The 26,696-nt window shown below is 67.8% G+C and carries 22 protein-coding genes; 14 read left to right on the top strand and 8 right to left on the bottom strand.

The genetic code is table 11. The features are described 5' to 3' along the window. The first annotated feature begins 194 nt into the window (after positions 1 to 194). From ACQHGV_RS03375 to ACQHGV_RS03360, 4 genes are all read left to right on the top strand, one after another. A complete protein-coding gene (locus ACQHGV_RS03375; protein WP_440979428.1) occupies positions 195 to 2,528 on the top strand; it encodes a TonB-dependent receptor in 2,334 nt (777 codons plus the stop codon). A 190-nt stretch (positions 2,529 to 2,718) separates the two neighbouring features. Further along, the gene (locus ACQHGV_RS03370) at positions 2,719 to 4,242 is read left to right on the top strand and encodes a hypothetical protein (protein WP_440979427.1); all 1,524 of its coding nucleotides are present in this window, start codon (positions 2,719 to 2,721) and stop codon (positions 4,240 to 4,242) included. A gap of 44 nt (positions 4,243 to 4,286) precedes the next feature. Then, entirely contained in the window at positions 4,287 to 5,270 is a 984-nt protein-coding gene (locus ACQHGV_RS03365; RefSeq protein WP_440980121.1) for an aspartate carbamoyltransferase catalytic subunit, read from the top strand. Next, complete coding sequence (locus ACQHGV_RS03360; RefSeq protein ID WP_440979426.1) at positions 5,267 to 6,484, top strand: dihydroorotase; 1,218 nt, start codon at positions 5,267 to 5,269, stop codon at positions 6,482 to 6,484. Before ACQHGV_RS03365 ends, ACQHGV_RS03360 begins: the two co-directional genes overlap by 4 nt. Before the next feature lie 192 nt (positions 6,485 to 6,676). Here ACQHGV_RS03360 and ACQHGV_RS03355 read toward each other — a convergent pair whose 3' ends face one another. Then, positions 6,677 to 8,416 (bottom strand): DEAD/DEAH box helicase, encoded by a 1,740-nt coding sequence (locus tag ACQHGV_RS03355; RefSeq protein WP_440979425.1) that lies wholly within the window; start codon positions 8,414 to 8,416, stop codon positions 6,677 to 6,679. A 213-nt stretch (positions 8,417 to 8,629) separates the two neighbouring features. On the opposite strand from ACQHGV_RS03355, the gene ACQHGV_RS03350 reads away from it, so the two are divergent. Continuing rightward, positions 8,630 to 9,091 carry a GreA/GreB family elongation factor gene (locus ACQHGV_RS03350; RefSeq protein ID WP_440979424.1) on the top strand — a complete coding sequence of 154 codons (462 nt, stop codon included), beginning with the start codon at positions 8,630 to 8,632 and terminating at the stop codon, positions 9,089 to 9,091. A gap of 563 nt (positions 9,092 to 9,654) precedes the next feature. Continuing rightward, positions 9,655 to 10,842 (top strand): NAD(P)/FAD-dependent oxidoreductase, encoded by a 1,188-nt coding sequence (locus ACQHGV_RS03345; RefSeq protein WP_440979423.1) that lies wholly within the window; start codon positions 9,655 to 9,657, stop codon positions 10,840 to 10,842. 43 nt (positions 10,843 to 10,885) lie between these two features. On the opposite strand, the gene ACQHGV_RS03340 is transcribed toward ACQHGV_RS03345, so the two are convergent. Then, the gene (locus ACQHGV_RS03340; protein ID WP_440979422.1) at positions 10,886 to 12,199 is read right to left on the bottom strand and encodes an SPOR domain-containing protein; all 1,314 of its coding nucleotides are present in this window, start codon (positions 12,197 to 12,199) and stop codon (positions 10,886 to 10,888) included. Positions 12,200 to 12,384: 185 nt separating this feature from the next. On the opposite strand from ACQHGV_RS03340, the gene ACQHGV_RS03335 reads away from it, so the two are divergent. Further along, complete coding sequence (locus ACQHGV_RS03335; RefSeq protein WP_440980120.1) at positions 12,385 to 13,419, top strand: SPOR domain-containing protein; 1,035 nt, start codon at positions 12,385 to 12,387, stop codon at positions 13,417 to 13,419. Positions 13,420 to 13,453: 34 nt separating this feature from the next. Here the strand turns inward: ACQHGV_RS03335 and serB are convergent, their stop codons facing one another. Continuing rightward, on the bottom strand, positions 13,454 to 14,338 hold the full coding sequence (serB, locus tag ACQHGV_RS03330; protein WP_440979421.1) for a phosphoserine phosphatase SerB: 885 nt from the start codon (positions 14,336 to 14,338) through the stop codon (positions 13,454 to 13,456). On the opposite strand from serB, the gene miaA reads away from it, so the two are divergent. From miaA to ACQHGV_RS03305, 5 genes are all read left to right on the top strand, one after another. Continuing rightward, a complete protein-coding gene (miaA, locus tag ACQHGV_RS03325; protein ID WP_440979420.1) occupies positions 14,337 to 15,269 on the top strand; it encodes a tRNA (adenosine(37)-N6)-dimethylallyltransferase MiaA in 933 nt (310 codons plus the stop codon). The two genes, serB and miaA, sit on opposite strands and share 2 nt — an antisense overlap. A gap of 86 nt (positions 15,270 to 15,355) precedes the next feature. After that, positions 15,356 to 17,101, top strand: coding sequence for an acetolactate synthase 3 large subunit (locus tag ACQHGV_RS03320; RefSeq protein WP_440979419.1), 1,746 nt, complete (start codon positions 15,356 to 15,358; stop codon positions 17,099 to 17,101). Between the two features lie 137 nt (positions 17,102 to 17,238). After that, positions 17,239 to 17,754 (top strand): acetolactate synthase small subunit, encoded by a 516-nt coding sequence (gene ilvN, locus ACQHGV_RS03315; RefSeq protein WP_183952815.1) that lies wholly within the window; start codon positions 17,239 to 17,241, stop codon positions 17,752 to 17,754. 67 nt (positions 17,755 to 17,821) lie between these two features. Then, a complete protein-coding gene (gene ilvC / locus ACQHGV_RS03310; protein ID WP_306999421.1) occupies positions 17,822 to 18,841 on the top strand; it encodes a ketol-acid reductoisomerase in 1,020 nt (339 codons plus the stop codon). A gap of 315 nt (positions 18,842 to 19,156) precedes the next feature. After that, entirely contained in the window at positions 19,157 to 19,762 is a 606-nt protein-coding gene (locus tag ACQHGV_RS03305) for a YceI family protein (protein ID WP_440979418.1), read from the top strand. A 45-nt stretch (positions 19,763 to 19,807) separates the two neighbouring features. Here ACQHGV_RS03305 and ACQHGV_RS03300 read toward each other — a convergent pair whose 3' ends face one another. After that, a complete protein-coding gene (locus tag ACQHGV_RS03300) occupies positions 19,808 to 20,209 on the bottom strand; it encodes a BLUF domain-containing protein (protein ID WP_440979417.1) in 402 nt (133 codons plus the stop codon). A 293-nt stretch (positions 20,210 to 20,502) separates the two neighbouring features. Here ACQHGV_RS03300 and leuA point away from each other — a divergent pair, with 293 nt between their 5' ends. Both leuA and ACQHGV_RS03290 read left to right on the top strand, forming a co-directional pair. Beyond that, entirely contained in the window at positions 20,503 to 22,161 is a 1,659-nt protein-coding gene (gene leuA / locus ACQHGV_RS03295; protein ID WP_440979416.1) for a 2-isopropylmalate synthase, read from the top strand. A gap of 138 nt (positions 22,162 to 22,299) precedes the next feature. Further along, entirely contained in the window at positions 22,300 to 23,109 is an 810-nt protein-coding gene (locus ACQHGV_RS03290; protein WP_440979415.1) for a hypothetical protein, read from the top strand. 3 nt (positions 23,110 to 23,112) lie between these two features. Here ACQHGV_RS03290 and ACQHGV_RS03285 read toward each other — a convergent pair whose 3' ends face one another. The 4 genes from ACQHGV_RS03285 to folE all read right to left on the bottom strand — a co-directional run bounded on the left by ACQHGV_RS03285 (position 23,113) and on the right by folE (position 26,546). Beyond that, complete coding sequence (locus ACQHGV_RS03285) at positions 23,113 to 24,561, bottom strand: porin (protein ID WP_440979414.1); 1,449 nt, start codon at positions 24,559 to 24,561, stop codon at positions 23,113 to 23,115. Positions 24,562 to 24,826: 265 nt separating this feature from the next. Further along, on the bottom strand, positions 24,827 to 25,180 hold the full coding sequence (locus ACQHGV_RS03280) for a dihydroneopterin aldolase (RefSeq protein WP_183952820.1): 354 nt from the start codon (positions 25,178 to 25,180) through the stop codon (positions 24,827 to 24,829). Further along, positions 25,177 to 25,923 (bottom strand): SDR family oxidoreductase, encoded by a 747-nt coding sequence (locus ACQHGV_RS03275; RefSeq protein WP_440979413.1) that lies wholly within the window; start codon positions 25,921 to 25,923, stop codon positions 25,177 to 25,179. The genes ACQHGV_RS03280 and ACQHGV_RS03275 overlap by 4 nt, the downstream gene beginning before the upstream one ends. Then, complete coding sequence (folE, locus tag ACQHGV_RS03270; RefSeq protein WP_183952822.1) at positions 25,920 to 26,546, bottom strand: GTP cyclohydrolase I FolE; 627 nt, start codon at positions 26,544 to 26,546, stop codon at positions 25,920 to 25,922. The genes ACQHGV_RS03275 and folE overlap by 4 nt, the downstream gene beginning before the upstream one ends. Positions 26,547 to 26,696: the final 150 nt, after the last annotated feature.

Genomic DNA, 26,696 nt, shown 5'->3' with positions numbered 1-26,696 from the left:
GGGGAGGAAAGATCGCTCGTGAACCATGGTGCAGACCGTTGACCATAAAACGATCATTTCCGCCTGAAATGTCACATATTGGTCTTTAACCAGTCGTTAACCCGTCACCCAAGCCCCCTAGCTGCGCCGCTCCTTTGAAAGCCTTTGGGGGGCCCCAAGTCGTGCAGCGTTTCTCTCTTTCCCGTTCCCTGCTGATGATCGGCACCGCTGTCATCGCGATGCCCGCCTGGGCGCAGCAGCAATCCGATCCGACCGCCGCCGAGGCGACGACCAATGGCGATCAGATCGTCGTCACCGCGACGCGCACCACGCGCTCCTCGGTCGAGCTGGGCGCGGCGGAGATTCAGAAAGTGCTGCCCGGCGCGAACCCGGTGAAGGCGATCCAGACGCTGCCCGGCGTGCAGTTCGAGACGGCCGATCCCTGGGGCAATAACGAGCAGAACATCGCGCTGTTCGTCCATGGCTTCAACCAGAACCAGCTGGGCTTCACGCTCGACGGCGTGCCGCTGGGCGACCAGTCCTATGGCAATTACAATGGCCTCAGCCCGCAGCGCGCGGTCATTTCCGAAAACGTCGCGCGCGTCCGCCTGACCGCCGGCGCGGCCGATCTCGGCACCGCCTCGGCCAGCAATCTGGGCGGCGGGATCGAGACCTATTCGAGCGATCCGACCGCGACCATGGGCGTTCGCTTCGCCCAGACGCTGGGCAGCTATGACGCCAGCCGCAGCTTCCTGCGCATCGACAGCGGTGAGGTCGATGGGCTGGGCGGCACGAACAGCGGCTATCTCTCGGTCGTCCGGCAAAAGGCGCGCGCCTGGGAATTCAATGCCAGGCAGGGCGGGTGGCAGGGCAATGCCAAGTTCGTCCACAAGGGCGAGAACGGCACGCTGACCGGCTATTTCAACATTTCGGACAAGGTCGAGCCGAACCAGGACTCGGTCGCGCACAATGCGGGCGGACTGGAGCCCTATTACCGCTCGCTCCTCTATCCGAACTGGCAGGCCGCGCTCGCCTATGTCGATGCGAACGGCGCGCCGCCCGCGAACAATCCCAATAATTACATGAACTATTTCGGCGACGCGCAGCGCACCGACTATCTGGGCTATATCAAATATGAGCGCCGCTTCGGCGACGCCGTCACCTGGGCCAATCAGGTCTATTATCACCATGACGAAGGCCAGGGGCAGATCACCGGCCCGATCGCGGCCGCCGGTCTGCCCGGCCTGTTCCGCATCTATTATCCGGGGCAGAATCTGAAGCAGGTCTTCGGCGGCTCGGGCTATGCGCTGCGCACCACCGAATATGGCATCGACCGCAAGGGGGCGATCTCGACACTGGCGATCCGTGCGGGCGCGCATGAGATCGAGCTGGGCGGCTGGTACGAGCATAACCGCAACACCATCTTCCGCCGCTGGTATGCAGCACCTATCGACAATCCCCCGTCGCCCTATGAATGGGCCGATCCCGCACAGCGCCGCCTGACCCAATATGCCGCGATCACCAAATACGACCTGATCCAGACGCATATCCAGGATCGCTGGCACATCACCCCGGCGGTGACGCTTGAGGCGGGCTTCAAGTCCAGCCTGCAATTCGCAGACGGCCGCGTGCCGACCCAGCCGCTGCCCGGCGCGCTGCCTGGCACCTCGACCGGCTATCCCGAGGGGCGGCTGAACACGAAGAAGTGGTTCCTGCCCGCCATCGGCGCGATCTGGGACATCACCACCAACGACCAGCTGTTCGGTCATGTCCAGAAGAATGTCCGCCAGTTCCAGGCCTCGGTCGCGGCGGGTCTGTCGCCCTTCGCGGTCGGCAGTCAGCAGGCGTTCGACCAGATTAAGGCGAACACCTCGCCCGAAACGTCGTGGACCTATGAGGCTGGCCTGCGCTCGCGCCACGCGCTCGACCTCGGCCCGCTGACCGGTATCGAGGCGCAGATCAGCGCCTATCATGTCGATTTCGACAACCGCCTGCTTCAGATCAGCGCGACGCCGGTCATCGCCTCGGTCATCGGCGGCGTGTCGATCCTGCAGAATGTCGGCCGCGTGCGCACCAACGGCGTCGACGCGGCGGCCACGCTGCGCTTCGGACCGCATCTGTCGGTCTATAACGCGCTGTCCTATAACAGCTCGAAGTATCGCGACAATTATGTCAGCGGCACGACCACCATCGCGACCGCGGGCAAATATGTGCCCAACACCGCGCGCTGGCTGAACAAGACGGTTGTGTCGATCAACGACGGCCCGTTCGAGATTCAGGCGATCGGTGACTATGTCGGGCCGCGCTATGCCACCTATACCAACGATCAGGGTATCGGCGGCCGCTATCTGTTGAACCTGCAGGCAGGCTACAGCCTGCCGCCAATCGACGGGTTAAGCGTCAGGGACCTGAAACTGTCGGTCAACGTCACCAACGTGACCAACCGCAAGGGCATTTACGAACTGGTCGTCGGCGCCGCCGCCAAGACCTGGAACAGCTACGCCCAGCCGCCGCGCATGGGCTTCATCACCCTGTCGGGCGCGTTCTAAGGTCACATCGACATTCATCTGATGACATCGCTCTGAAGCAACCCGAGCCCCTCCCCTGAAGGGGAGGGGTGGATTCGTTTCATGCCATCCTGACCCTAAGGCGAGCGGCGTGCCGGATCGGGAAGCCGGGTGCTCCCGGTCCGGCACGCTGGCTTGCCGCATGGCGAGAGGTGCGGCAGACCGGCACGCCATGACCCCGGATCGCCGCTCCAGCCCGTCGCCACGCCGCCTGCTGCCCGGCGTGCCGTCCATCGTCACGGGCGCGATGCTGGCGATCGTCATCGTCGCGCTGGTCGCGGCCATGAGCTGGGCCATGCGGCTGCGCGGGCCATGGTATGACGAATTCTACACGCTCTATGTCGCGCAGCCCGCCATTCCCCTGCCTCATGCGTTCGACCGTTGGCTGGCGGACAATCACCCACCGCTGTTCTACGCGCTGGTCCGCGCGACCGCTTGGCTGGGGTCGACGGTCGAGGAACGGCGGTTCGTCAACCTGATCCTGTTCGTGGGGGCCGCTATCCAGCTCGCCTGGTGGCTGATCCCGCAGCACCTGCGCCGGATCGGCTGGGTCTTCGCGATCGCGCTCGCCAGCGCATGGCCGGCGATCGACCGGGCGGCGGAGTTGCGCTCCAACTATCTCGCCTTCGCGGGCAGCGCCGTCGCGGTCGCGGCGCTGATCGGGTTCGACCGGGGGCATCGCGCCACCCGAGCCGCGGAATGGGGGATGCTGACGCTGGCGCTGCTCGTCGCGCTGAACGTCCATCTGGCGACCAGCATGATCGTCGGCGGGCTGGTGGCGGCGATCGTCTTGCGGCGGCTGCTCGCGCGCGACTGGCCGGGGGCCGTACGGCTGGCGACGGCGGCGATCGTGGCGGCGGCGCCGATGCTGCTCCACCTCGCCCTGTCATTCGGGCGGATCGAAGCCAATACGCGCAGCTTCTGGATTCAGGGCGGTTTCAACAGCGCACGCTGGGCGATCCAGACCGAGGTCGTGCGCAACCTGTCGGCCAATCCGGCGGTGACGATCGTCGCATTGGTCGGTTTCGGCGTGCTGGCCTATCAAAGCTGGCGCGCGCGACGGCTGGCGCGCGATGCCGATCTGGCGGTGACGCTCGGGGCCGGCCTCGCGCTGGGCTGCATGGTGATGATCGCGATCCATCTGTGGCGGCCGTTCGTCATCGATCGCTATCTGGTCGCCCTGCATCCGCCGCTCGCGATGATCCTGGCACTGGGCGCAGGCGCGCTGCTCGTTCGGGTTCGGCCGATCTTCGCGGTGATCCTGGCGCTGCTCATGGCCTTTTGCGCCATGACCGCCATCACACTGAATGCGGGCGCGACCGTTGCGCGACCCAACTGGTATGGGACGGGTCAGACCATCGCCGTGATCCGGCGCAACTGCCCGGCGACGCGGGTGCATGTCGATCTGCGCGGCAACCGCCCCGTGCTTGATGCGCCACCGACCGAGAACCGCGCGGTCATCCCCTTCGCCTATCACACCGTCGCCGCGCATTTCGGCTTTCCGCTCGCTTCGCCTCGCGATCGGACCATGCCGCGGGAATGCCCGACCCTGTTCTGGACCGAGCATGTCGCGGGCGAATCGGTGACGGCGGAAAGCCTTGCCGCGCCGTTACGCGCCGCCGGCTTCCCGATCGGACGCGCCCGGTTGCTCAGGATCGGCGACGGCCATGTGCTGGAGGCGTGGCCCGCGCGCTAAGCGGCCTTGCCGAACCGCGCGCGCACCGCTACCCGGCGGCTTTAATGCAGACATCGGATCATCGCCCCGGCACGCTCATTCAGGGTGGCGCCGTTTTCCCGCACCGGCATCTGACCGGAATCGACGGCCTTCAACCGCATGAGATCATGTTCCTGCTCGACGAGGCGGAACATTGGCTCGATCGCGGCGCGACCGACACGCCCGATACCAGGCTGGCGGGCCTAACCCAGATCAACGCGTTCTTCGAGAACTCGACCCGTACGCTCTTGTCCTTCGAGATCGCAGGGAAACGCCTGGGTGCCGACGTCGTCAACATGCACGCCGCGCAGTCGAGCGTGAAGAAGGGCGAGACGCTGATCGACACGGCGATGACGCTGAACGCGATGCGCGCCGATGTGATCGTCATCCGCCACATGGCGAGCGGAGCCGTCCGCCTGATCGCCGACAAGGTCGACTGCCCGGTCCTGAACGCGGGCGACGGGCGGCACGAGCATCCGACCCAGGCGCTGCTCGACATGCTGACCATCCGCCGCCGCCGGGGCAGCGTGGCGGGGCAGAAGGTCGTGATCTGCGGCGACATATTGCACAGCCGGGTCGCGCGCTCGGACATTCTCGCGCTCACCGCGCTGGCGGCCGAAGTGCGGGTCTGCGCGCCGTCCACCCTGATGCCCAAGGGGATCGAGCGCATGTTCGTCACCCCCTTCACCGATTTCGATCGCGCGATCGAGGATGCCGATGTCGTCATGATGCTGCGCGTCCAGAACGAACGGATGGCGGGCGGCTATATCCCCTCCACCCGCGAATACCGGATGCGCTACGGCCTGACCGCCGAACGTCTGAAGCGCGCCAAGCCCGACGCGCTGGTCATGCATCCCGGCCCGATGAACCGGGGCGTCGAGATCGACTCGGAGGTGGCCGACGGCCCGCAATCGGCGATCACCGAGCAGGTGGCGATGGGCGTCGCGGTGCGCATGGCGTGTCTGGACGTGCTGACCCGCCGCGCCCGCAAGCTGGAGGGCTGGGCATGAGCATCACCGCCTTCACTAACGCCACGCTGATCTGCCCGGTCGGCGGCGAGATCAAGGGCCAGACCCTGCTGGTCGAGGACGGCATCATCACCGGCACCGGGGACGCTCCCGAGGGTGCGACCATCATCGACTGCGGCGGCAAGATGCTTAGCCCCGGCATCGTCGATCTGGGCGTGTTCAAGGTCGACCGCGCCGCCTGTCGTGCGGGCGGCATCGTGCGCATCGGCCTGATGCCCGATCAGTCGCCGGTCCTCGACGATCCGGGCGTGGTGCAGCGTGCCGCGCTGATCGGGCGACCGGATCTGTGGATTCACCCGATCGCGGCGGCGACGCGCTCGCTCGCGGGGACCGACCTGGCCGAAATGGCAGTCTGCGTCTCGGCGGGCGCGAAGGCGGTCGGCACCGGGCGCGGCTGGATCGCCGATTCGGGCGTCATGCACCGGGTGCTCGCTTATGCGGGCGATCTGGGTCTGACCGTCATCGCCCATGCCGAAGACGGTGGCCTCGCCGCCGACGCGGTCGCGACCGAGGGTGAGACGGCCAGCCGCCTGGGCCTTCCCTCCGCCCCCGCCATCGCCGAAGCGCTCGCGATCGCGCGCGACCTGATGCTGGCCGAAGAGACGGGCGCGAAGCTGCATATTCGGCAGGTCACGACGGCGGCGGGCTTCGACCTGATCCGCGCGGCCAAGCGGCGCGGGGTGAAGGTGACGTGCGGCATCACGCCTGCGCATCTCCACCTGTCCGACATCGCGATCACCGATTTCCGCACCTTCGCCCGCCTCTCGCCCCCTTTGCGCGACGAGAGCGACCGGCAGGCCGCGCTGGCGGCGGTCGCGGACGGGACGGTCGATGTGATCGGCTCGGGCCACGACCCGCATGCCCCGGAAGAAAAGCGCCTGCCCTTCGTCGATGCCGAGGCGGGCATGGCGGGGGCGGAGACGCTGCTGCCGCTGGCGCTGATGCTGGTGCGCGACGAACAGATCACCCTGCCCCGGCTGTTCGCGCTGCTCGCGAGCAATCCGGCCAAGGTGCTGGGGCTCGACACCGGCACGCTGGAGCCGGGCAAGCCCGCCGACCTGATGCTGTTCGATGCCGACACGCCATGGATGGTGTCGGGCGACGCCTTCGCCTCGGCGGGCAATACGCCGTTCGACGGCTTCCCGGTCCAGGGCCGCGCGTTGCGTCTGTGGAAGGCCGGGCGGGAAATTCACTGAGAAATCCTCCCCATCTCTTGATGGGGAGGGGGACCGCGCCGGCAGGGCGTGGTGGAGGGGCGTGGCCAGTTCGTCACGCCCCTCCACCACGCCCTGCCGGCGCGGTCCCCCTCCCCAAGCGAGCTTGGGGAGGAATAAAAAAGCCCTCCCCGAGACGTTTCGGGGAGGGCTTTTCACTTAACCGTTATCGGCTCAACCGCGACGCGGACCGCGCGGGCCGCCCTGGGTGGGGCGCGGCGAGTAGCGGCGCGGGCCGCCGGGGCCACCGGCGGGGCGACCGCCCATCGGACGGTTGCCACCCGGACCACGACGCGGACCACCGCTGGGCGCGCCGCCGGCGGGCGGGCCATCGGCCTGCTCGATCGCGATATCATCCTCGGCATGATCCGCCTCGGTCCGCTTCAGCGCGGCGATGAAGCGCGACGCCAGTGCGGTCGGGATTTCGAACAGCGTCTCGTTGGGCTGTATGCGGATCGCGCCGATCTCGTTGCGGGTGATGTGCCCGCGACGGCAGATCAGCGGCAGCAGCCAGCGCGGATCGGCGTTCTGGCGACGACCGACGCTCATGCGGAACCAGGCGGTATCGTCGAAGCCCTCGCGACGCTCGCGCGGCGGCGGCGCATCGCCCTCGACCAGCTCCTCGGCCTGGGGCAGCGCGGCGCGGTGCGCGCGAACCAGCGCGGCGGCGATGTCCTCGGCCGACTTTTCGGCAAGCAGGCGGGTGGCCAGTTCGCGATCGGCCTCGTCCACCTCGACCGGCGCGAGCAGCGCGGTCAGCAGGCGCTCGCGGTCCTGCTCGCGAATTTCCTCCAGCGTGGGGGCACGACGCCATTCGGCGTCGATGCGCGCGCCGCGCAGCATGCCCTCGACCCGGCGACGGCGCGGGTACGGCACGATCAGGATCGCGGTGCCCTTGCGGCCCGCGCGACCGGTGCGGCCCGAACGGTGCTGAAGCGCTTCGGCATCGCGCGGAATTTCGACATGGATCACGAGCGTCAGGCCGGGCAGGTCGATGCCGCGTGCGGCGACGTCGGTCGCGACGCAGACCCGCGCACGGCCGTCACGCAGCGCCTGGAGCGCATGGTTGCGCTCGTTCTGCGAATGCTCGCCCGACAGCGCCACCGCCGAGAAGCCGCGCTCGACCAGGCTGGCGTGCAGGTGGCGGACATTGTCGCGCGTCGCGCAGAACAGGATCGCGACCTCGGCCTCGTGCAGGCGCAGCAGGTTGACCACCGCCGCCTCGATGTCGGCCGGTGCGACCGTCACCGCCTGATAGGCGATGTCGGCATGGCCCTTGTCCTCGCTGATCGTCTCGATCCGCTTGGCATTGGTCTGATAGCGCTTGGCGAGCTGCACGATCGGGCGCGGCATGGTCGCCGAGAAGAGAAGCGTGCGACGCTCGGACGGCGTGCCGTCGAGGATCTGCTCGAGATCCTCGCGGAAGCCCATGTCGAGCATCTCGTCCGCTTCGTCGAGGACGACGAACTTCAGCGACGACAGATCGAGCGCGCCGCGCTCCAGATGGTCGCGCAGACGACCCGGGGTGCCGACGACGATGTGGGTGCCGTGGCTGAGCGCACGACGCTCGCGCGAGGCATCCATGCCGCCGACGCAGGTGGCGATGCGCGCACGCGCCCCGGCATAGAGCCATTCCAGCTCGCGGCTGACCTGCAGCGCCAGCTCGCGGGTCGGCGCGATGACCAGCGCCATCGGCGCGCCCGGCTGGGGCAGGTGATCGCCACCGTTCAGCAGCTCGCTCGCCATGGCGAGGCCGAAAGCGACGGTCTTGCCCGAACCGGTCTGGGCGGAGACGATCAGGTCACGGCCCTGGGCGTCATCCTCAATGACGGCGGCTTGGACGGGGGTCGGCGCGGTATAGCCACGCGCGGAAAGGGCAGCCGACAAAACCGGCGGCAAAGCAGAAAAAGGCATGGGGACTCCAACGACAAAAAGGAGCGCGTACCGCCGAACCAAGGGACCCATCCCTCTCGGTTGGCGGATACACCCATGCGGCACGGGTGAATGTGTAGCGTTCCGTGAAAGCGTGGCCCTATACACGATTGCAGCCAAAACTCAAGCCGTGCTTGCGGTGAATCGATCGGCCCGTCATGGGAGCCCGGCTATGACCTTACGCGTTGATCCCCGATGAGTGTCGCCTTTCGCCGCGAATCCGATGAGGAACATCTCGAACCCAAATTCGAGCTGCCCATCCCACCCGGCCCCAATCTGGTCACGCCGCGCGGGCTCGAGCTGACCCGCGCGAAGGTGGCGGAGGTGGAGGCGGCCGTCGCGGCGGCGACCGATGACGAGGAGCGTCCCCGCCTCCAACGCGAACTCCGCTATTGGAACACCCGCGCCGCTACCGCCGAACTGGCCCCCGCGCCCGAAGACGGCGAGATCGGGATCGGCAGCACGGTCACGATCCGGCTGAACGGGCAGACGAAGACGCTGACCATCGTCGGCCATGACGAAGCCGACCCCGCGCACGACCGCATCGCCTATGCCGCGCCGCTGGCCCGCGCGCTGATGGGCGCGATGGCGGGCGAAACGGTCGCGTTCGGCGGCAAGGCGGATGCGGTGGAGATACTGGACGTAGGCGCCGCCTGACCTCAATCCCCTCCCGCAGGCGGGAAGGCCCCCTTCTTCTCCCCTCCCGCAAGCGGGAGGGGTCGGGGGAGGGCAAGGAGTCTCACCGAGACCATCGCTCGCGGCCTGCCCTCCCCCATCCCCTCCCGTACACGGGAGGGGCGTGCCAAGCGCCTACCGGAATGCATACTCGAAGCATTTGCCGGAATCACGCAGCCTGCCGCCCCCTTCTTCCTCCCCTCCCGCAGGCGGGAGGGGACCGAAGGGAGGGCAAGGGGGCTCACCGAGACCATCGCTCACGGCCTGCCCTCCCCCATCCCCTCCCGTAAACGGGAGGGGCGTGCCAAGCGCCTACCGGAATGCACGATCGAGGCATTTGCCGGAAACATTTTGCCTGCCGCCCCTTCTTCCTCCCCTCCCGCAGGCGGGAGGGGACCGAGGGGAGGGCAAGGGGTCTCACCGAGACCATCGCTCGCAGCCTGCCCTCCCCCATCCCCTCCCGTAAACGGGAGGGGCGTGCCAAGCAGCGATGGCAAGCGCGGCTCCACCTATCGCCCCCCGCCAAATCCCCCTAAACCCCCGCCATGCAACACTATGACGCGATCATCCTCGGCGCGGGCGCGGCGGGGCTCATGGCGGCGGCGACCGCCGGGCAGCGGGGGCGGCGGGTGCTGGTCGTCGATCATGCCGATGCGCCGGGCAAGAAGATTCTGATCTCGGGCGGCGGGCGGTGCAACTTCACCAATATCGGCACCGCGCCCGACCGCTTCCTGTCCGCCAACCCGCATTTCGCCAAGTCGGCGCTCGGCCGGTATACGGCGGCCGATTTCCTGGCGCTGGTCGAGGCGCATGGCATCGCCTGGCATGAAAAGACGCTGGGGCAGTTGTTCTGCGACGGATCGGCGCGGCAGATCGTCGAGATGTTGCTGGACGAATGCGACAAGGCGACGCGGTCGGGTGGGCAGGTCGACATCGCACTCGGCGCGCCTTTGGACTCGGTAACGCATGACGGCACAGCCTTCCGCATCACTCGACGCGGTAACCAAGCCACCGCCCCCCGCCTGATCGTCGCGACCGGCGGGCCGAGCATCCCCAAAATGGGGGCGACCGGCTATGCCTATGACCTCGCCCGCCAGTTCGGCCTGAAGGTCGTCGAGCCGCGCCCCGCGCTCGTGCCCCTGACGCTGGGCGGCGAGGAGACGCTGTTCCGCTCGCTGTCGGGTGTGGCATCGGAGGTCGTCGCGCGCGCCGGCAAGACCCGGTTCCGCGAAGCCGCGCTGTTCACCCATCGCGGTCTGTCCGGCCCGGCAATCCTGCAAGTGTCGTCCTATTGGCGGCATGGCGAACCGATCGGCATCGACTTTACTCCCGACGCCGTGCCCGACTGGCTGATCGCCGCCAAGCGCGCGCAGCCCCGGCTGTCGCCACGCCGGGCGCTGGGCCAGCATCTGCCCGACCGGCTGGCCGAGACGCTGGCCGAGCGGCTGGCGCTGCCCGCCGAGCTGGGGGCGACGACCGACAAGCTGCTGGCGGCGGCGCAAGGGCGCCTCGCCGACTGGACCTTCCACCCCAATGGCAGCGAGGGCTATGCCAAGGCCGAAGTGACGGTCGGTGGCGTCTCGACCGCCGGGCTATCGTCGCGCACCATGGAGGCGAAGACGGTGCCCGGCCTGCATTTCGTCGGGGAGGCGGTGGACGTCACCGGCTGGCTGGGCGGCTATAACTTCCAATGGGCGTGGGCCAGCGGCCGCGCGGCGGGTGAGGCGGTGTAACGCCATCCGATCGTCCCCTGACCAGCGAGGCCCGCCTGACCCCTTATAGCGCGGCCAGCCCGATTCCGGGGCGCGCCCAGTGGACCACCTGATCGCCGGCGCGCTGGCGCACGAAACAGGCGCCACCCGCCCCTCGATAGCGGCGGCACAGCATATCCGCCTGCGGCCGGGTCAGCCCGCCGACCGACAGGCGGTAGAGATCACCCTCCGGCCGGCGCAGCGTCGCGCTCGACGGGGTATAGCCCGACAGGCCTGCAAATTGGCGGGTCAGCCGTCCCCACGCCTTTTGCGCCCCCTCCTCGTCCGTGAAAGCCCCGATCTGCACGTTCCAGTCACCGCGTGGCAGCGCGGTGCGGCGCTCCTCGGCGCGGCGGAGCAGCGCGGGGGTGGTGACCAGGCCGGGGGCCATCCGGGCAAGGCGGGAGGCCTGCACGGCCATCATCGGCAAGGGCTGAACCACCGGCTGCCGCGCGGCGAAGACGATCGCGGGAGCCATCGGCACCGGCTTTTGGAGGACCGGCTCGGTCGCCGCGATCTCGGTCGGCAGGGGTACAGGCTCGGCCGGCAGCGCGCGGGCCATGTCGCTGACCATCGCGACCGATGGCGCGGCGTTGAGCGCGAGCGTCAGCGGCTGGCCGGTATCCGCCGCGCGCTGCACACCCAGCAGGCCGGCGATCTGATCGGCGGGGCTGGTGGCGCCCGCAAAGGCCGCCCATTCCTGCATCCGCACTTCGACATCGGACGGCGCCATATCGGCCGAGGCGGCCATGCGCGCCATCTCCCACTGACCGGCGAGCGCGAGCACCAGCGCAAGGTTCTGCCGCGTCTTGGCGGTCGCCCCCGGCTCACGCGCGGCGGCATTGAGGATTTGCACCGCCTGCCCCGTATCCCCGGCCAGCGCCATCGCCAGCCCCAGGTCGGCCGCCGGGATGCGATCCGCATGCCCGCCGAGTATCGCGCGCGCCGCCGCACCGTCGCCCCCCGCGATCAGCGCCAGCGACAGGTTGAGCGCCGAACGCCCGTCATCGGGATTGAGCTGCAGCGCATCGACAAAGGCCTGTCGCGCCGAGGCGAAGCGCCCGGCCTGAAGATAGCCCTGCCCCAGCAGCGCGCGATACTCCGCCCGCTGCGGATCGGCCACGACCAGCCGCTCGGCCAGCGTGACCGCGCCGGCGCCATCGCGCTGCGCCAGGATGCGCCGTGTCTGGTCGGCGAGCGCGGCGGTGGCGCGGTCCTCGCCCGTCTTGCCCGTGTCCGCGATCGACCGCGCCGCACGGTGATCGCCGGCGGCACAGCCGGCCAGCATCGCGGTGCCGGCGCCACAGGCGATAAGGGTGCGGATCGTCGTCATGGTCATCACCGGGTTCGAGCATGGCGGGAAGAAACGCGGGCGCGCATGCCCCCTTCCCCGTTCGCCCGTCACGCTACCGAGTGCGCTCTAAGGAAGTGTTAAGCCGTCTGCGGCATAGCCGTCCGGCTTTACCGCAACGGGGCACCGGGGCATGGATGGGCCGGCGACCGCCTGGAGGATGGACGAAGATGATGCGCAGCTTTCCCCGGATCGGCACGGGGCTGACCGCTCTGGCCACCTGTCTCGTCGCGGTGCCGGCGCTGGCCGATGTGAAGGCGGGGGTCGAGGCCTGGGCGCAGGGCGACTATCGCAAGGCGGTCGAGGAATGGCGGCCTGCCGCCATCGCGGGCGATGCCGATGCGCAGTTCAACCTGGGCCAGGCCTATAAGCTGGGGCGCGGCGTTCCGGTCGACCCGACGCTCGCCGAAAGCTGGTTCCGCAAGGCCGCCGCACAGGGCCATGTTCAGGCCGCCGACAATTACGGGCTCGCGCTGTTCCAGTCGGGCAAGCGCGCCGAGGCGCAGCCCTGGCTGGAAAAATCGGTCGCACGGGGCGAACCGCGCGCGCAGTTGGTGCTGGGTACGATGCTGTTCAACGGCGACGGCGTCACCCGCGACTATCCACGCGCCTATGCGCTGATGACGCTGGCCTCGCAGAACGGGCTGAAGGCCGCGTCCGAGACGCTGGCGCAGATGGACCAGTATATCACCCCTGCCGACCGGCAGAGGGGCACCCAACTCGTCCAGCAATATGCGGCGCGCGCCGCCGCCATTCCTACGCCGGCCGCGCTGCCCCCCGAGGCACCGCGCCGCATCGTCGACAATCGCGGGTCCATGCCGGTGCAATCGGTGCCGATACCGCCTTCGGGGCCCGCCACGGCCGGCGCCAGTTATGCGGTGCCGGGCCAGGAACGCCCCGCCGCCGAGGCACCCCGCTCCACCCAGCCCGCACGCGTGGCCGCCAAGCCGCAACCGCAGCCCAAAGCGCAACCCAAGCCTCCGGTCGCGACCAGCGGCCCCTGGCGGATACAGCTCGGCGCGTTTCGCGATCGCGGCAATGCCACCGCGTTATGGCAGAAGGTTCGCGGACGGCTGGGCGGCGCGCAACCCTCCTATGTCACCGCCGGTGGCGTGACCCGGCTCCAGGCCGGGGGCTATGCCAATCGCGCACAGGCCCAGTCGGCCTGCACCCGATCAAGCCAGCCCTGCGTGGTCGTCGCGCCCTAACCCGCCATATCGGGGCGGCGTTCGGATTGCCGGCTCAGGCCTGAACCCACTCGGCGCGCGCGATGCCCTGCGCATAAAGGAGAGCGGTCAGGTCGTTGTGATCGACCCGTGCCGCCGCCGCGCCCGCGACGATCGGCTTGGCGCGATAGGCGATGCCCAGCCCCGCGCGACGGATCATCGCCAGGTCATTGGCACCGTCGCCCACCGCCATGCTCTCGGCCGCATCGATGCCAAGATCGTCGAGCGCGGCGAGCAGCGTCTTTTCCTTGGTGTCCGAGCCGACGATGGGCTTGCGCACCGTGCCGGTCAGCTTGCCATGCGCGATCTCCAGATAATTGGCGATGGCGCGGTCGAAGCCGATCTCGGCCGCGACCGGCTCGGCGAAGCGGGTGAAGCCGCCCGACACCAGAATGGCGTGGCCGCCCCGCGCCTTCATCGTGCGGACCAGCGTCCGCGCGCCCGCCATCAGCGTGACCCGCTCGACCAGGCATTGTTCGATGACGGCCTCATCCAGCCCTTCGAGCAGCGCCACGCGCGCGTCGAGCGCGGCGGCGAAATCGAGTTCGCCGCGCATCGCGCGTTCGGTCACCTCGGCGACCTGTTCCTTGATCCCGGCATAGTCGGCCAGTTCGTCGATGCACTCGACGGTGATCATGGTCGAATCCATGTCGGCGACCAGCAGCCGCTTCCGACGGTGCGCCGCCGCCTGCACGATGACGTCGGTCGCGTCGAACCGCCCCTCCAGCGCCTCACGCGCCGCCAGTGGATCGCCCGTGAAGTCGAGGTCCGCCGCGACACCCGTATCGATCCAGCGGCTTGCGGAAACGGTGCAGCCCACCGCCGCCAGTTTCGCCTGCGCGGTCGTCAAATCGGCATCGGCCAGTTGGCCCTTGGCTGCTATCAGCGTGGCGATGAACATGGCGAACTCCTCTGACCGACCCAGGGTCGCGCTCATCGCAGGGCCGACCGCCAGCGGCAAGTCCGCATTGGCGCTAGATCTGGCGAAGGCGACCGGCGGCACGATCATCAATGCCGATTCGGCGCAGGTGTACCGCGACCTGTCGATCCTCACCGCCCGGCCCGCGCCCGACGAAGAAGCACAGGCTCCGCACCGGCTGTTCGGTCATGTCGACGGCGCGGACACCGGCTATTCGGCGGCGCGTTGGGCCACAGAGGCACACGCGGCCATAGACGACAGCGTGACGGCGGGATCGCTGCCCATCCTGGTCGGCGGCACCGGCCTTTATATGCGCACGCTGCTCGACGGCATCGCGCCGGTGCCCGACATCGATCCCGCCATCCGCGCGCAGGTCCGCGCGCTGGCCGTCGCCGAGGCGCATGCCGCCCTTTCACGCGAGGACCCGGTATCGGCCGCCCGGCTGAATCCCGCCGACACTACCCGCGTCGCCCGCGCGCTGGAGGTGGTACGCTCGACCGGCCGGCCGCTGCACGAATGGCAGGCCCGGAAGGAAGGTGGCATCGGTGACCGCATCGCCCTGTCCGCCGTCATCCTGCTCCCCGACCGCGACTGGCTGAACGCGCGGATCGACCGGCGTTTCGGCGAGATGCTGGACGAGGGGCTGGACGAAGCCGCCGCCCTGCTCGCAAGGCCCGACCTGTCCGACGACGCCCCCATCCGCCGCGCGATCGGCGTTCCCGAGGCCGCCGCGCTGCTGGCGGGCATCATGACCCGCGCCGAGGCCGAAGCGGCCGGCGCACTCGCGACAAGGCGTTATGCCAAAAGGCAATATACCTGGTTCCGGCATCAGCCCGGCCCCGATTGGACGGTGATTTCCGACACCCGACCAGATGTGCGCCGCAACATAATAGAAACTTTATTACGTCTTTGACGGTTGACGCGCACTTTTTAAACCTGTAGCCGCGCCATTCCCGACACGCCCCGTCAGCGGGCAACGGATGCAGAAGGACGAAGACGATGACCGAGAAAAGCGGAGCCGATATCCTGGTCGAGGCGCTGTGCGATCTCGGCGTGGAGGTCGTCTTCGGCTATCCGGGTGGTGCGGTGCTGCCGATCTATGACGCCATGTTCCGGTCGAAGCGCATCCGCCACATTCTCGTCCGCCACGAACAGGCGGCGACCCATGCGGCGGAGGGCTATGCCCGCTCGACCGGCAAGCCCGGCGTGGTGCTCGTCACCTCCGGCCCCGGCGCGACCAATGCGGTCACCGGTATCACCGACGCGCTGCTCGATTCGATCCCGATGGTGGTCATCACCGGCCAGGTGCCGACCGCGCTGATCGGCACCGACGCGTTCCAGGAAGCCGATACGGTCGGCATCACGCGCCACTGCTCCAAGCACAATTACCTGGTAAAGGACCCCGCGCGCCTGGGCGAGGTGGTGCATGAGGCGTTCCATATCGCGACTTCGGGCCGCCCCGGTCCGGTCGTGATCGACATCCCCAAGGACGTGCAGGTCGCCACCGCCCGCTATCAGAAGCCGGGTCCGATCCGCCACAAGACCTATCGCCCGCAGGTGAAGGCCGACCAAGCCCAAATCGAGCAGCTGGTCGACATGCTGGCGGCCGCCGAACGCCCGATCCTCTATACCGGCGGCGGCATCATCAATTCGGGTCCGGCCGCGTCGCAGCTGCTGCGCGAACTGGCTCGTATCACCGGCGCGCCCGTCACCTCGACCCTGATGGGCCTGGGCGCCTTCCCGGCCAGCGATCCGCAATGGCTGGGAATGCTGGGCATGCACGGCACCTATGAAGCCAATATGGCGATGAATCAGGCCGACCTGGTGGTGGCGCTGGGCAGCCGCTTCGACGACCGCGTGACGGGCCGTCTGGATGCGTTCAGCCCCAACAGCCGCAAGGTCCATGTTGATATCGACCGGTCGAGCGTGAACAAGAATGTTCGCGTCGACCTGGCGATCATCGCCGATGTCGGCCACGCGCTGGAGGATGCGGTGCGCATCTGGAAGTCGCGCCAGCATCCCAAGCCCGACACGACCGAGTGGCAGCGCCGCATCGCGGGCTGGCGCGCGGTCGGTTGCCTCTCCTTCCCGGAGAATGGCGACGCGATCATGCCGCAGCGGGCGATCCGCGCGCTGTACGAGGCGACAAAGGCGCGCCAGCCGATCATCACGACCGAGGTGGGCCAGCACCAGATGTGGGCCGCGCAGCATTTCGGCTTCGAGAAGCCCAACAAGTGGCTGACGAGCGGTGGTCTGGGCACCATGGGTTACGGCCTGCCCGCCGCGATCGGCGCGCAGCTCGGCAATCCGGGTGCGCTGGTGATCGACATCGCGGGCGAAGCCTCGATCCAGATGAACATCCAGGAACTGGCGACGGCGACGCAATATCGCCTGCCGGTCAAGATATTCATCCTGAACAACGAATATATGGGCATGGTCCGCCAATGGCAGGAGCTGACCTATGAGAGCCGCTATGCCGAGAGCTATTCGGACAGCTTGCCCGACTTCGTGAAGCTGGGTGAGGCTTACGGCTGGAAGGGCATATTGATCGAGCATCGCGACCAGCTGGAGGACGGCATCGCCGCGATGCTGGACCATGACGGGCCGGTGATCGTCGACTGCCGCGTGGCCAAGCTCGCCAACTGCTTCCCGATGATCCCGAGCGGCGCGGCGCATACCGACATGATCCTGCAGGCCAATGAGGTATCGGGCACCATGGACGACGAGGCCAAGGCGCTGGTTTGACGACCATTTCCCTCCCGCAGGCGGGAGGGGTTAGGGGAGGGCTTTTCCCTCCCTCGCCTTCCCTCCCCGGCCCCTCCCGCCTGCGGGAGGGGAGAGGATATACGGCCCGCCATCACGGGTGCGCAGAAAGAAGACCGATGCACATCAAGACCGAACAGGTGGAACGCCACACGCTGGCGGTGATCGTCGACAACGAACCGGGCATCCTCGCCCGGATCGCGGGGCTGTTCACCGCGCGCGGCTATAATATCGAGAGCCTGACCGTGTCGGAGATCACCGCCGACAAGGCCGTCAGCCGCATCACCATCGTCACCAGCGCCTCGCCGCCGGTGATGGAGCAGATCATCGCCCAGCTTGACCGGCTGGTTCCCGTCCACAAGGTCACCGACCTGACCGTGCTGGGCGACCATGTCGAGCGCGAGCTGGCGCTGGTGAAGGTGGCGGGCACCGGCGACCGCCGGATCGAGGCGCTGCGCCTCGCCGAGGTCTACCGCGCCCGCGTGGTCGATGCGACGATCGGCAGCTTCGTGTTCGAGGTGACCGGCACCATCGCCAAGATCGACAAGTTCGTCGAGCTGATGGGCGAAGTCGGGCTGGTCGAAGTCGCTCGCACCGGCATCGCCGCCATCTCGCGCGGCGCCGAAGCGGCCTGAACCACCCGAAGTTTCCAGACTATCATGAGGCCCGACGCGGCCCGCCTATTTCGAAAGGGAAGTTGAAATGCGTGTCTATTACGATCGCGACGCCGATCTGAACCTGATCTCCGAGAAGAACATCGCCATCCTGGGTTACGGCTCGCAGGGCCATGCCCATGCGCAGAACCTGCGCGATTCGGGCGTCAAGAATGTCGCGATCGCGCTGCGCCCCGGTTCGGCCTCGGCCGCCAAGGCGGAAGCGGCGGGCTTCAAGGTCCTGTCGAATAAGGAAGCGGCCGCCTGGGCCGACATCCTGATGATCCTGGCCCCCGACGAGCATCAGGCCGCGATCTACGACGCCGATCTGAAGGGCAATCTGAAGCCGGGCGCCGCGCTCGCCTTCGCCCACGGCCTGAACGTGCATTTCGGCCTGATCGAGCCGCCTGCGGACATCGACGTCATCATGATCGCGCCGAAGGGCCCCGGCCACACCGTGCGCAGCGAATATGTGCGCGGCGGCGGCGTGCCCTGCCTGATCGCGATCCATCAGGACGCCAGCGGCAATGCGCATGACGTGGCGCTCGCTTACGCCTCGGGCGTCGGCGGCGGTCGCTCGGGCATCATCGAGACCAACTTCCGCGAAGAGTGCGAGACCGATCTGTTCGGCGAGCAGGCCGTGCTGTGCGGCGGCGCGACCGCGCTGGTGCAGGCGGGCTTCGAAACGCTGGTCGAGGCGGGTTATGCCCCCGAAATGGCCTATTTCGAGTGCCTGCACGAGCTGAAGCTGATCGTCGACCTGATGTATGAGGGCGGCATCGCCAACATGCGCTACTCGATCTCGAACACCGCCGAATATGGCGACATCAAGACCGGCCCGCGCATCATCACCGAAGAGACCAAGAAGGAAATGAAGCGCGTCCTCGCCGACATTCAGTCGGGCCGCTTCGTGAAGGACTTCGTGCTCGACAACCGCGCTGGCCAGCCCGAACTGAAGGCTAGCCGCATCGCCGCCAAGCGCCACCCGATCGAACAGGTCGGCAGCGAACTGCGCGCGATGATGCCGTGGATCGGCGCGAACAAGCTGGTGGACAAGGCGAAGAACTGATTTTTCGTCTTGGGGGGTGGGCTCGGTGAGACACCGTGGCCCTCCCCCATCCCCTCCCGTTTACGGGAGGGGAGCGCTGTTTGGCAGTCGTCATCCATTACCGCTACCTATCGGCGCGCTTCTAAGTCAGTTAGCGCGCTTGCCGCAGCCGCTGACACGCCCCTCCCGCAGGCGGGAGGGGATGGGGGAGGGCAAGGGGCCTCGCAGAGACCACCCTCCCCACCCCAACGGAAACGCATCGTTGCGACCTTGGCCTTTGACGCGCGTTAACCCCGCGCCCCACAAAGGCCATCGTTCAACAGGGAGTACCCACCCATGCGTTTCGTCCTTCCCGCCGCACTGGCGCTCGCCACCGTCGCCGCCCCCGCCATCGCCCAGACTCAGCCGGGCGCTGCCGTCGCCTCGCGCGTCACCGCCGGCACCTATGCCGTCGACCCGGCCCATACCCAGGTCACCTGGGCGCTCAACCATATGGGCTTCACCATCCTGGAAGGGCAGTTCGGCGCGTCCGAAGGCTCGCTGACCCTCGACCCCGCCAAGCCCCAGGCGGCCAAGGTCGACGTGACCTTCAAGATCGACGAACTGTCGGTCACCAGCGCCAAGTTCGCCGAGCATCTGAAGTCGAAGGATTTCTTTGACGCGGCCACCTATCCGACCGCGCGCTTCGTCTCGACCGGCGTCAAGGTCATGGGCAACAAGGCGGTCATCACCGGCAACCTGACCATCAAGGACCAGACCAAGCCGGTGACGCTGAACGCCACCTTCTTCGGGGCGGGCACCAACCCGATGTCGAAGAAGCTGAACATCGGCTTCCGCGCGACGGGCAAGATCAAGCGTTCGGACTTCGGCGTCGGCGCCTATGCCCCGGTCGTGGGGGACGAGGTCGACCTGACCATCAACGCGGCCTTCACCGCGCAGTAATCCGCGCTTCGGTTCGCCCCTGGCCGCGATACGGCCGGGGGCGGATCAGAACAGGCGTTTCAGCTCTACAAAGCTTTCGAACGTCGCGCGCACCGCCGGCGATGCCTTCGCCGCCAGCCGGCCGATCCGGTTGATCAGGACCGCACGGTCCTCGCCATCGCGGGCATGGCCCATCGCCCAGTTGCCGAACTCGCGCGCCGCGACCATCCGGTCGGACAGGATTACCAGCGCGTGATGCCGGGGATCGGTGGCGATATGGCGATAGAGCCGCTCCACCGCCTCCACCTCGCCCTCCAGCGCCTGGAGGAAGCGTCGCCCGTCATAATAAAGCAGCCCGGTCACGCCCGACCGGGCGTTGTTACGGCGAGAGACATGCAGGATCGCATCGGGGTTGATCGCCCCGGGATCGCCCTTCACGCTGCTGATATAGACGAGTTGGCGTATCATTCCGATGTCCGCGTGCCCGATGGTTGCCGGCGTCCGATCCCATCGATGCCGAGTGGCGACTTAACAAAGCGTGCACGCGCGCCCCGCCGGATATGGACAAGCCCGGCCCGACGCGGCATGAACCGCTGCATCATGATCGCCGCGCTGCTGCTCCGTTCGCTTCGACTTATCCGCCCTTAGGGGAGGATCGGCGTGGCCATGCGCGACTTCCCTAAGGGCGGAATGAACCATAAGCCTATCCCCGCCGCGCCCCTGGCCTGACGCGGCCGAGACTGCTGGAAGACCCGACGATCATGCTGCGCGATCCCTCGACCAAGTACCGCCCCTTCCCCACCATCGCCCTGCCCGACCGGCAGTGGCCGAACCGTACGATCACGAAAGCGCCGCGCTGGCTGTCGACCGATCTTCGCGACGGCAACCAGGCGCTGATCGATCCGATGGACGCGGAGAAGAAGACGCGGATGTTCGACCTGCTGGTCAAGGTCGGGCTGAAGGAGATCGAGGTCGGTTTCCCGAGCGCGGGCGCGACCGAGTTCGACTTTATCTCCGGGCTGATCCGGGACGACCGCATCCCTGATGACGTGACCATCCAGGTCCTCACCCAGTCGCGCCGCGACCTGATCGAACGCAGCTTCGAAAGCCTGGAGGGCGCGCGCACCGCGATCGTCCATCTCTACAATGCGGTCAGCCCGGCGTGGCGCAAGATCGTGTTCGGCATGACCCGCGACGAGGTTCGGCAGATCGCCGTCGAGGGCGCCAAGATCCTGCGCGACGAGGCGGCCAAGCGACCGAACACCGACTGGTTCTTCGAATATAGCCCCGAGACCTTCTCGACCGCCGAGCTGGATTTCTCGGTCGAGGTCTGCGCCGCCGTCATGGACGTGCTGAAGCCGACGCCCGACCATCCGCTGATCCTGAACCTGCCCGCTACGGTCGAATGCGCGACCCCCAATGTCTATGCCGACCAGATCGAATGGTTCGGGCGCAACATCCCGAACCGCGACTCGGTGGTCATCTCGCTCCACACGCATAACGACCGGGGCACTGGCGTCGCCGCCGCCGAACTGGGCGTGATGGCGGGGGCGGATCGGGTCGAGGGCTGTCTGCTGGGCAATGGCGAGCGGACGGGCAATTGCGACCTCGTGACCGTCGCGCTCAACATGTACACGCAAGGCGTCGACCCCAAGCTCGACCTGTCGGACATCGACGAGGTCGTGAATACGGTCAATTACTGCACCAAACTGCCCGTCCATCCGCGCACCCCCTATGCGGGCGACCTGGTCTTCACCGCCTTTTCAGGCAGCCATCAGGACGCGATCAAGAAGGGCTTTGCAGCCCAGGCGGCGCGCAACGACGATCTGTGGGAAGTCCCCTACCTCCCCATCGACCCCGCCGATCTGGGCCGCAGCTATGAAGCCGTGATCCGCGTCAATTCGCAGTCGGGCAAGGGCGGCGTCGCCTGGGTGATCGAGCAGGACAAGGGGCTGAAGCTGCCCAAGCGGCTCCAGGCCGATTTCAGCCGCCATGTCCAGGCGATGGCCGACGCGACCAGCCGCGAGCTCAACGCCGCCGATATCTGGGGCGGGTTCGAGGCGACCTATCTGCCACGCGAGGGCGATCGGTTCGTGCTGCGCGACTATGAGGAAACCGGCACGACCGGCCAGCGCACCTTTATCGGCCGCGTGCAGGTGGACGGCGAGGAGCGCTCGATCTCGGGTCGCGGCAACGGCCTGATCTCCAGCGTGATCGCGGCGCTGGCCGACACGACCGGCCCGAACCTGGAAGTGATCGACTATAACGAACACGCCATCGGCCACGGCGCGGATGCACAGGCCGCCGCCTATGTCGAGGCGCGGACCCCCGACGGCCGCGTCGTGTTCGGCGTCGGCCTGGACACCGACATCGCCACCGCCAGCGTCCGGGCGGTGCTGTCCGCCGCCAACCGGGCCTGATGCGCCCGACCTCTGCCCTTCTCGGCTAAGACGACGCGCCGTGCCGGCCATCGGAGCGTCGTTCTTTCCTCCCCTGCAGGGGGCGGTGACGGACCGAGGGTCTGACGCAGGGGTGTCCCGGCTTATGGTGTTTCCATCATGAGCCTCGACACCCCTGCCTCCCCTCCGTCGTCGCTCTGGAGCCTCATACCCGAGCGATACCGCGACCAGTTGCGCGAGCGCGGTGCCTCGCTGACGCTGACGATCCTCGCGCATCTGCTGCTCGCCTGGCTGTTGCTGCACCTGGCGCCCAAGCTGATCGCACCAGACAAATCGCCTTCGCTCAGCACCTTTTCGGTCTCCCCCTCGAACGAGAATGCCGGCGCGCCGGTGCCCAAGACGCGCACCGTGACCCGCAAGCCCACCGCCGCCGGCGGGTCGAAGGCGCCCGCTACCGAGAAGCAGCCCGACACGCCGACGCCTCCGACCGAGAAGCCGGCAGAGACAACGCCGACCCCGGCCTGGCAATGGGGCGACAAGTCGCTGTTCGATGCGGGCAACATCGCCGCCCTGCCCAAGGGATCGGGCAAGGGCGTCGGGTCGAGCGAGGGCGACGATCGCGGCGAGGATACCGCCTCGGCCTATGGTCCCGGCGAAGGCCCCGGCGGCAAGCGCCTCTACAACGCGCAATGGTATCCGCGCCCGCCCAGCGATGCCGAACTGCGCGGCTATCTGCGCAACCCGCCGCCGCCGGGCAGCTGGGCGCTCATCGCATGCCGGACCATAGCCGATTACCGGGTCGAGAATTGCCAGATCCTGGGCGAGTCCCCCGCCGGTTCGGGCCTCGCCCGCTCGATGCGCGAGGCGGCGTGGCAATTCCGCGTCCGCGCGCCGCGCATCGGCGGCAAGGAAATGGTCGGCGAATGGGTACGCATCCGCATCGACTTCACCACCCGGGGCGGCGGCTGATCCTCAATAGGTGAATTGCAGCTGGGTGCGGATCAGGTCACCGGTCGCGCGGCCGGTCCGTCGCGAATCCGCCTCGCGTCGTTCCATCCGGGCATAGGCGAGCGTCAGTTCCAGCGCCTCGACCAGTTGCAGCTCGACGCCGGCCTCCCATTCGTCGGTTTCGAGCCGGGGCGCGTCGGCATTGGCCTTCCACCCGCCGCGATAGCGCTGCCAGCGGACATAGGGGATGGCGCGGCCGACCGGGGTCCGGCCCAGATTGCCCATCAGCTGGACATAGCCGCCGCCCAGCGGCGACGATCGCACCATGCGCAGATCGCTGTCGAACTGCGGACCATAGCCGCTGGTCCATTCGGTCTGGATGCCGAAGGGCTGCGGATAGAGGATGGCGTGGAAACCGACGCGTTCGTCGCGATAGCTTTGTGTGCTGACCCCGCCGCTGCGCAGTTCGGGGCGGAAACGGTTGAACAGCGCCGACCCGCCGACCTCCAGCACCTGCCCCCGGAACAAGGGACCCAGGCGATCGAGTTCGATCGGCCAGGTCGCCATCGCGACCTTCATCACCGTCGGATTGCGCTCGGTCCGGTTGGTCCCCTGCCCGTTATAGACCGACAGTCCGAACGCGCCGTAATTGCCGAACAGCTTCTGCTTGGCCTTGGTCAACCGGTCCCAGATTGCCTGGACGCGGTCGGGGGTGTAATAGAGGTTCATCCCGACATCGCGCTCGCCCGGCACGCCGCTGTTCATCGCATCGGACCGGTCGAACGGCACGCGGTTGGACGAGGATTGCAGATTCTCCCATCCGAACGGCACCTTGGACTGGCCGAAGCGCAGCCGCAGGCGGCGCTCGGGATCGAGGAACCAGTCGACATAGACGTCGCGCAGCTGGCCGAAATTCTCGCGCCGCTCCGCACTCGACTGGTTGTTCACCGCCGTGCCGAAGTCGTGCTGGAAATAGAGTTGCAGCCGGTCGGTGATGTCGCCTTGCAGCACCAGCCGGACGCGGCGCAGCAGGAAGCCGCCATCCTCGTTGATCGAACTGTCATGCACCGAGCGCAGACGCGATCCGGTGTCGGACGGCGGGCCGTCCTCGTCCAGCACGGCATTATAGCGCAGCTGCGTATAGCCGCGCAGGCGGAACCGTTCATACCAGGGCGCGCGGGCGGATGGAGGCTTGGCGGCGGCGATGCGCGGTGCCGGGGCGCTGGCCGGGGGCGTGGTCGCCGCCAGTTGCGGCGGGGCTGCAGGAGCGGCCGGGGCGGCGGGCGGGATCGCCGGTGCCGCGACGGTGACGGCCCCCTTTTGCGCGTCGGTCAGCGCCTTGATCTGCGCCTTCAGCTCATCGATCTGACGTTGCAGCTCCTGCACCGTCTGCGCGGCGGCCGGCACCGGGTAGATCGCCAGCGCGATGGTGGCGGCCAGCCCGTAGCGGGCACGATGGGGTCTCGACTTCATCACCATGCTGGTTCCGCCCTGTTTGCGGCGGCTTAGGCCAGCCCCCGGCCGGTTCGCAACAGATTGATGACAGTCCGGTGATAATTTGATGACAGCGCTGGACCACCGCCATGCGATGGAACCATTCCTCACCTCCGGGGACCAGCGAAGGTGGTGGAGGGGTGTCACCGGCTGCGATGACAGCCTCATCTCTCATGGGATGACACCCCTCCGTCAGGCCTTCGGCCTGCCACCTCCCCTTGCAGGGGAGGAATGCCGATTGCTGCTAGCGCGCGCGGCGTATCTCACACCCGACCCGCGCGTCGGGGTAGATGCCGGTCTTCATCGACCGGACCGTCACCATCTCCACGCGCGGATCGGTGAGGCACAGGGCCGCCACCGCTTCGCACAGGCTTTCCTGGAGCGCGAAGCCGGGTCCTTGCGCCATCGCCAATATGCCGTCGCGCAAGAAGTCGTAATCCAGCACCTCGTCGATCCGGTCGGCGCTGGGGGCAGCGGGATAGGTGACGGTCATCGCGACCGAAAGGCTGATCGGCTGTGGTTCGGCTTCGTGGGGGTGGATGCCGAGGCGCATCGCCAGACGCAGGTCCTCGAGCAATATCGTATAGGTCGCGCTCATTCCCGCCCCTCGAACATTACATCGCCGTCACGGCGGCAGAAGCGCTGCCCGCAATCGACATAGAGCGTCTGCCCGGCAATACCCCGCGCGGTCAGCAGGAAGGCCACCGCCTCCGCCACCGCGTCCGCCCCGATCGGGCGGCCGAGCAGGTTCTTGGTCGAGGCGGCGGCGAACTCTTCGTCGGACTGGTCGCCGCTTTGCAAAGTGAGGCCCGGCGCGACCGCGTTCACCGCGATGCGTGGCCCCAAACCTTGCGCCAGCATCGTGTTCGCCCCCGCCAGCGCGAACTTGGCGCAGCTATAGGCGAAGAAATCGGGGTTCGGATTGGCGAGCTTCTGGTCGAGGATGTCGATCACCGCACCGTCCGCCACATCGTCCTGCCGCGCGAGCGCCGACGCCAGCAAGGCAGGCGCGGCGGCGTTGATGGCGTAGAGCTTCGCCATCAGGCCCGCATCCGTTTGCGGCGGCCGGTCGAACGCGAACGCCGAAGCGGAGTTGACCAGCCCGTCGATCGGCCCACCAGCCGCTTCCTGGGCGCGCGTGAACAGCGCATCGATGTCGCCCAGCTCGGACAGGTCACCCTGCACCGTCGGCGCATCCAGCTCCGCCGCCAGTGCCGCCGCCTCCTCGACCGAGCCGTTATAATGGATCACCACCCGGTGCCCGTCCGCGACCAGCCGGCGCGCGATCGCCGCGCCCAGCCGCTTGGCCGCGCCGGTCACCAGGACGGTGCGGCGGATCATCCGGCCATGCCCATCAGCGACAGGACTTCCTTGCGGCTGCGATCATCGTCGCGGAACACACCCATCATCCGGCTGGTCACCATCGACACGCCCGGCGTGCGCACCCCGCGCGAGGTCATGCAGCCATGCGTCGCCTCGATCACCACCGCGACGCCCAGCGGCTTCAGATTCTCCCAGATACAGTCGGCCACCTCGGCGGTCAGTCGCTCCTGCACCTGCAAGCGGCGCGCGAAACCATGCAGCACGCGCGCAAGCTTGGAGATGCCGACGACATGGTTGCGCGGCAGATAGGCGATATGCGCGCGCCCGGTGATCGGGGCCATGTGATGTTCGCAATGCGATTGGAAGGGGATGTCCTTCAGCAGCACGATCTCGTCATAGCCGCCGACCTCCTCGAACACCCGCGACAGGTGCACGGCGGGATCGTCGCCATAGCCGGCGCAATATTCGCGCCAGGCCCGCGCGACGCGCTTGGGCGTGTCGATCAACCCTTCGCGCGTGGGATCGTCGCCGGCCCAGGCGATGAGCGTACGGATCGCGTCGGCGACATGATCGGGCACAGCGATCTTGCCGTCCTGACCGATCAGGTCGCCATCCTCCGGATCGCCATGCGCGCAGCTCATATCATGTCCTTCACGTCAAAGCCGGTGCGATAGCGTATCGATTGCCGGGGTGCAAAACGGGCAACACCTTAACCCATATCACGATTTCGGGTTCAGTGCGGCTTCGCATTGTGTCCCACGCCCGGCCTTCGCCCCCGCCCCGTTCGGCCT

This window comes from Sphingomonas pseudosanguinis (assembly GCF_052056765.1).
Taxonomy (GTDB): Bacteria; Pseudomonadota; Alphaproteobacteria; order Sphingomonadales; family Sphingomonadaceae; genus Sphingomonas; species Sphingomonas pseudosanguinis.
The sequence above is the reverse complement of the archived record's forward strand: the minus strand, read 5'-3'. Positions and strand labels throughout refer to the sequence as shown.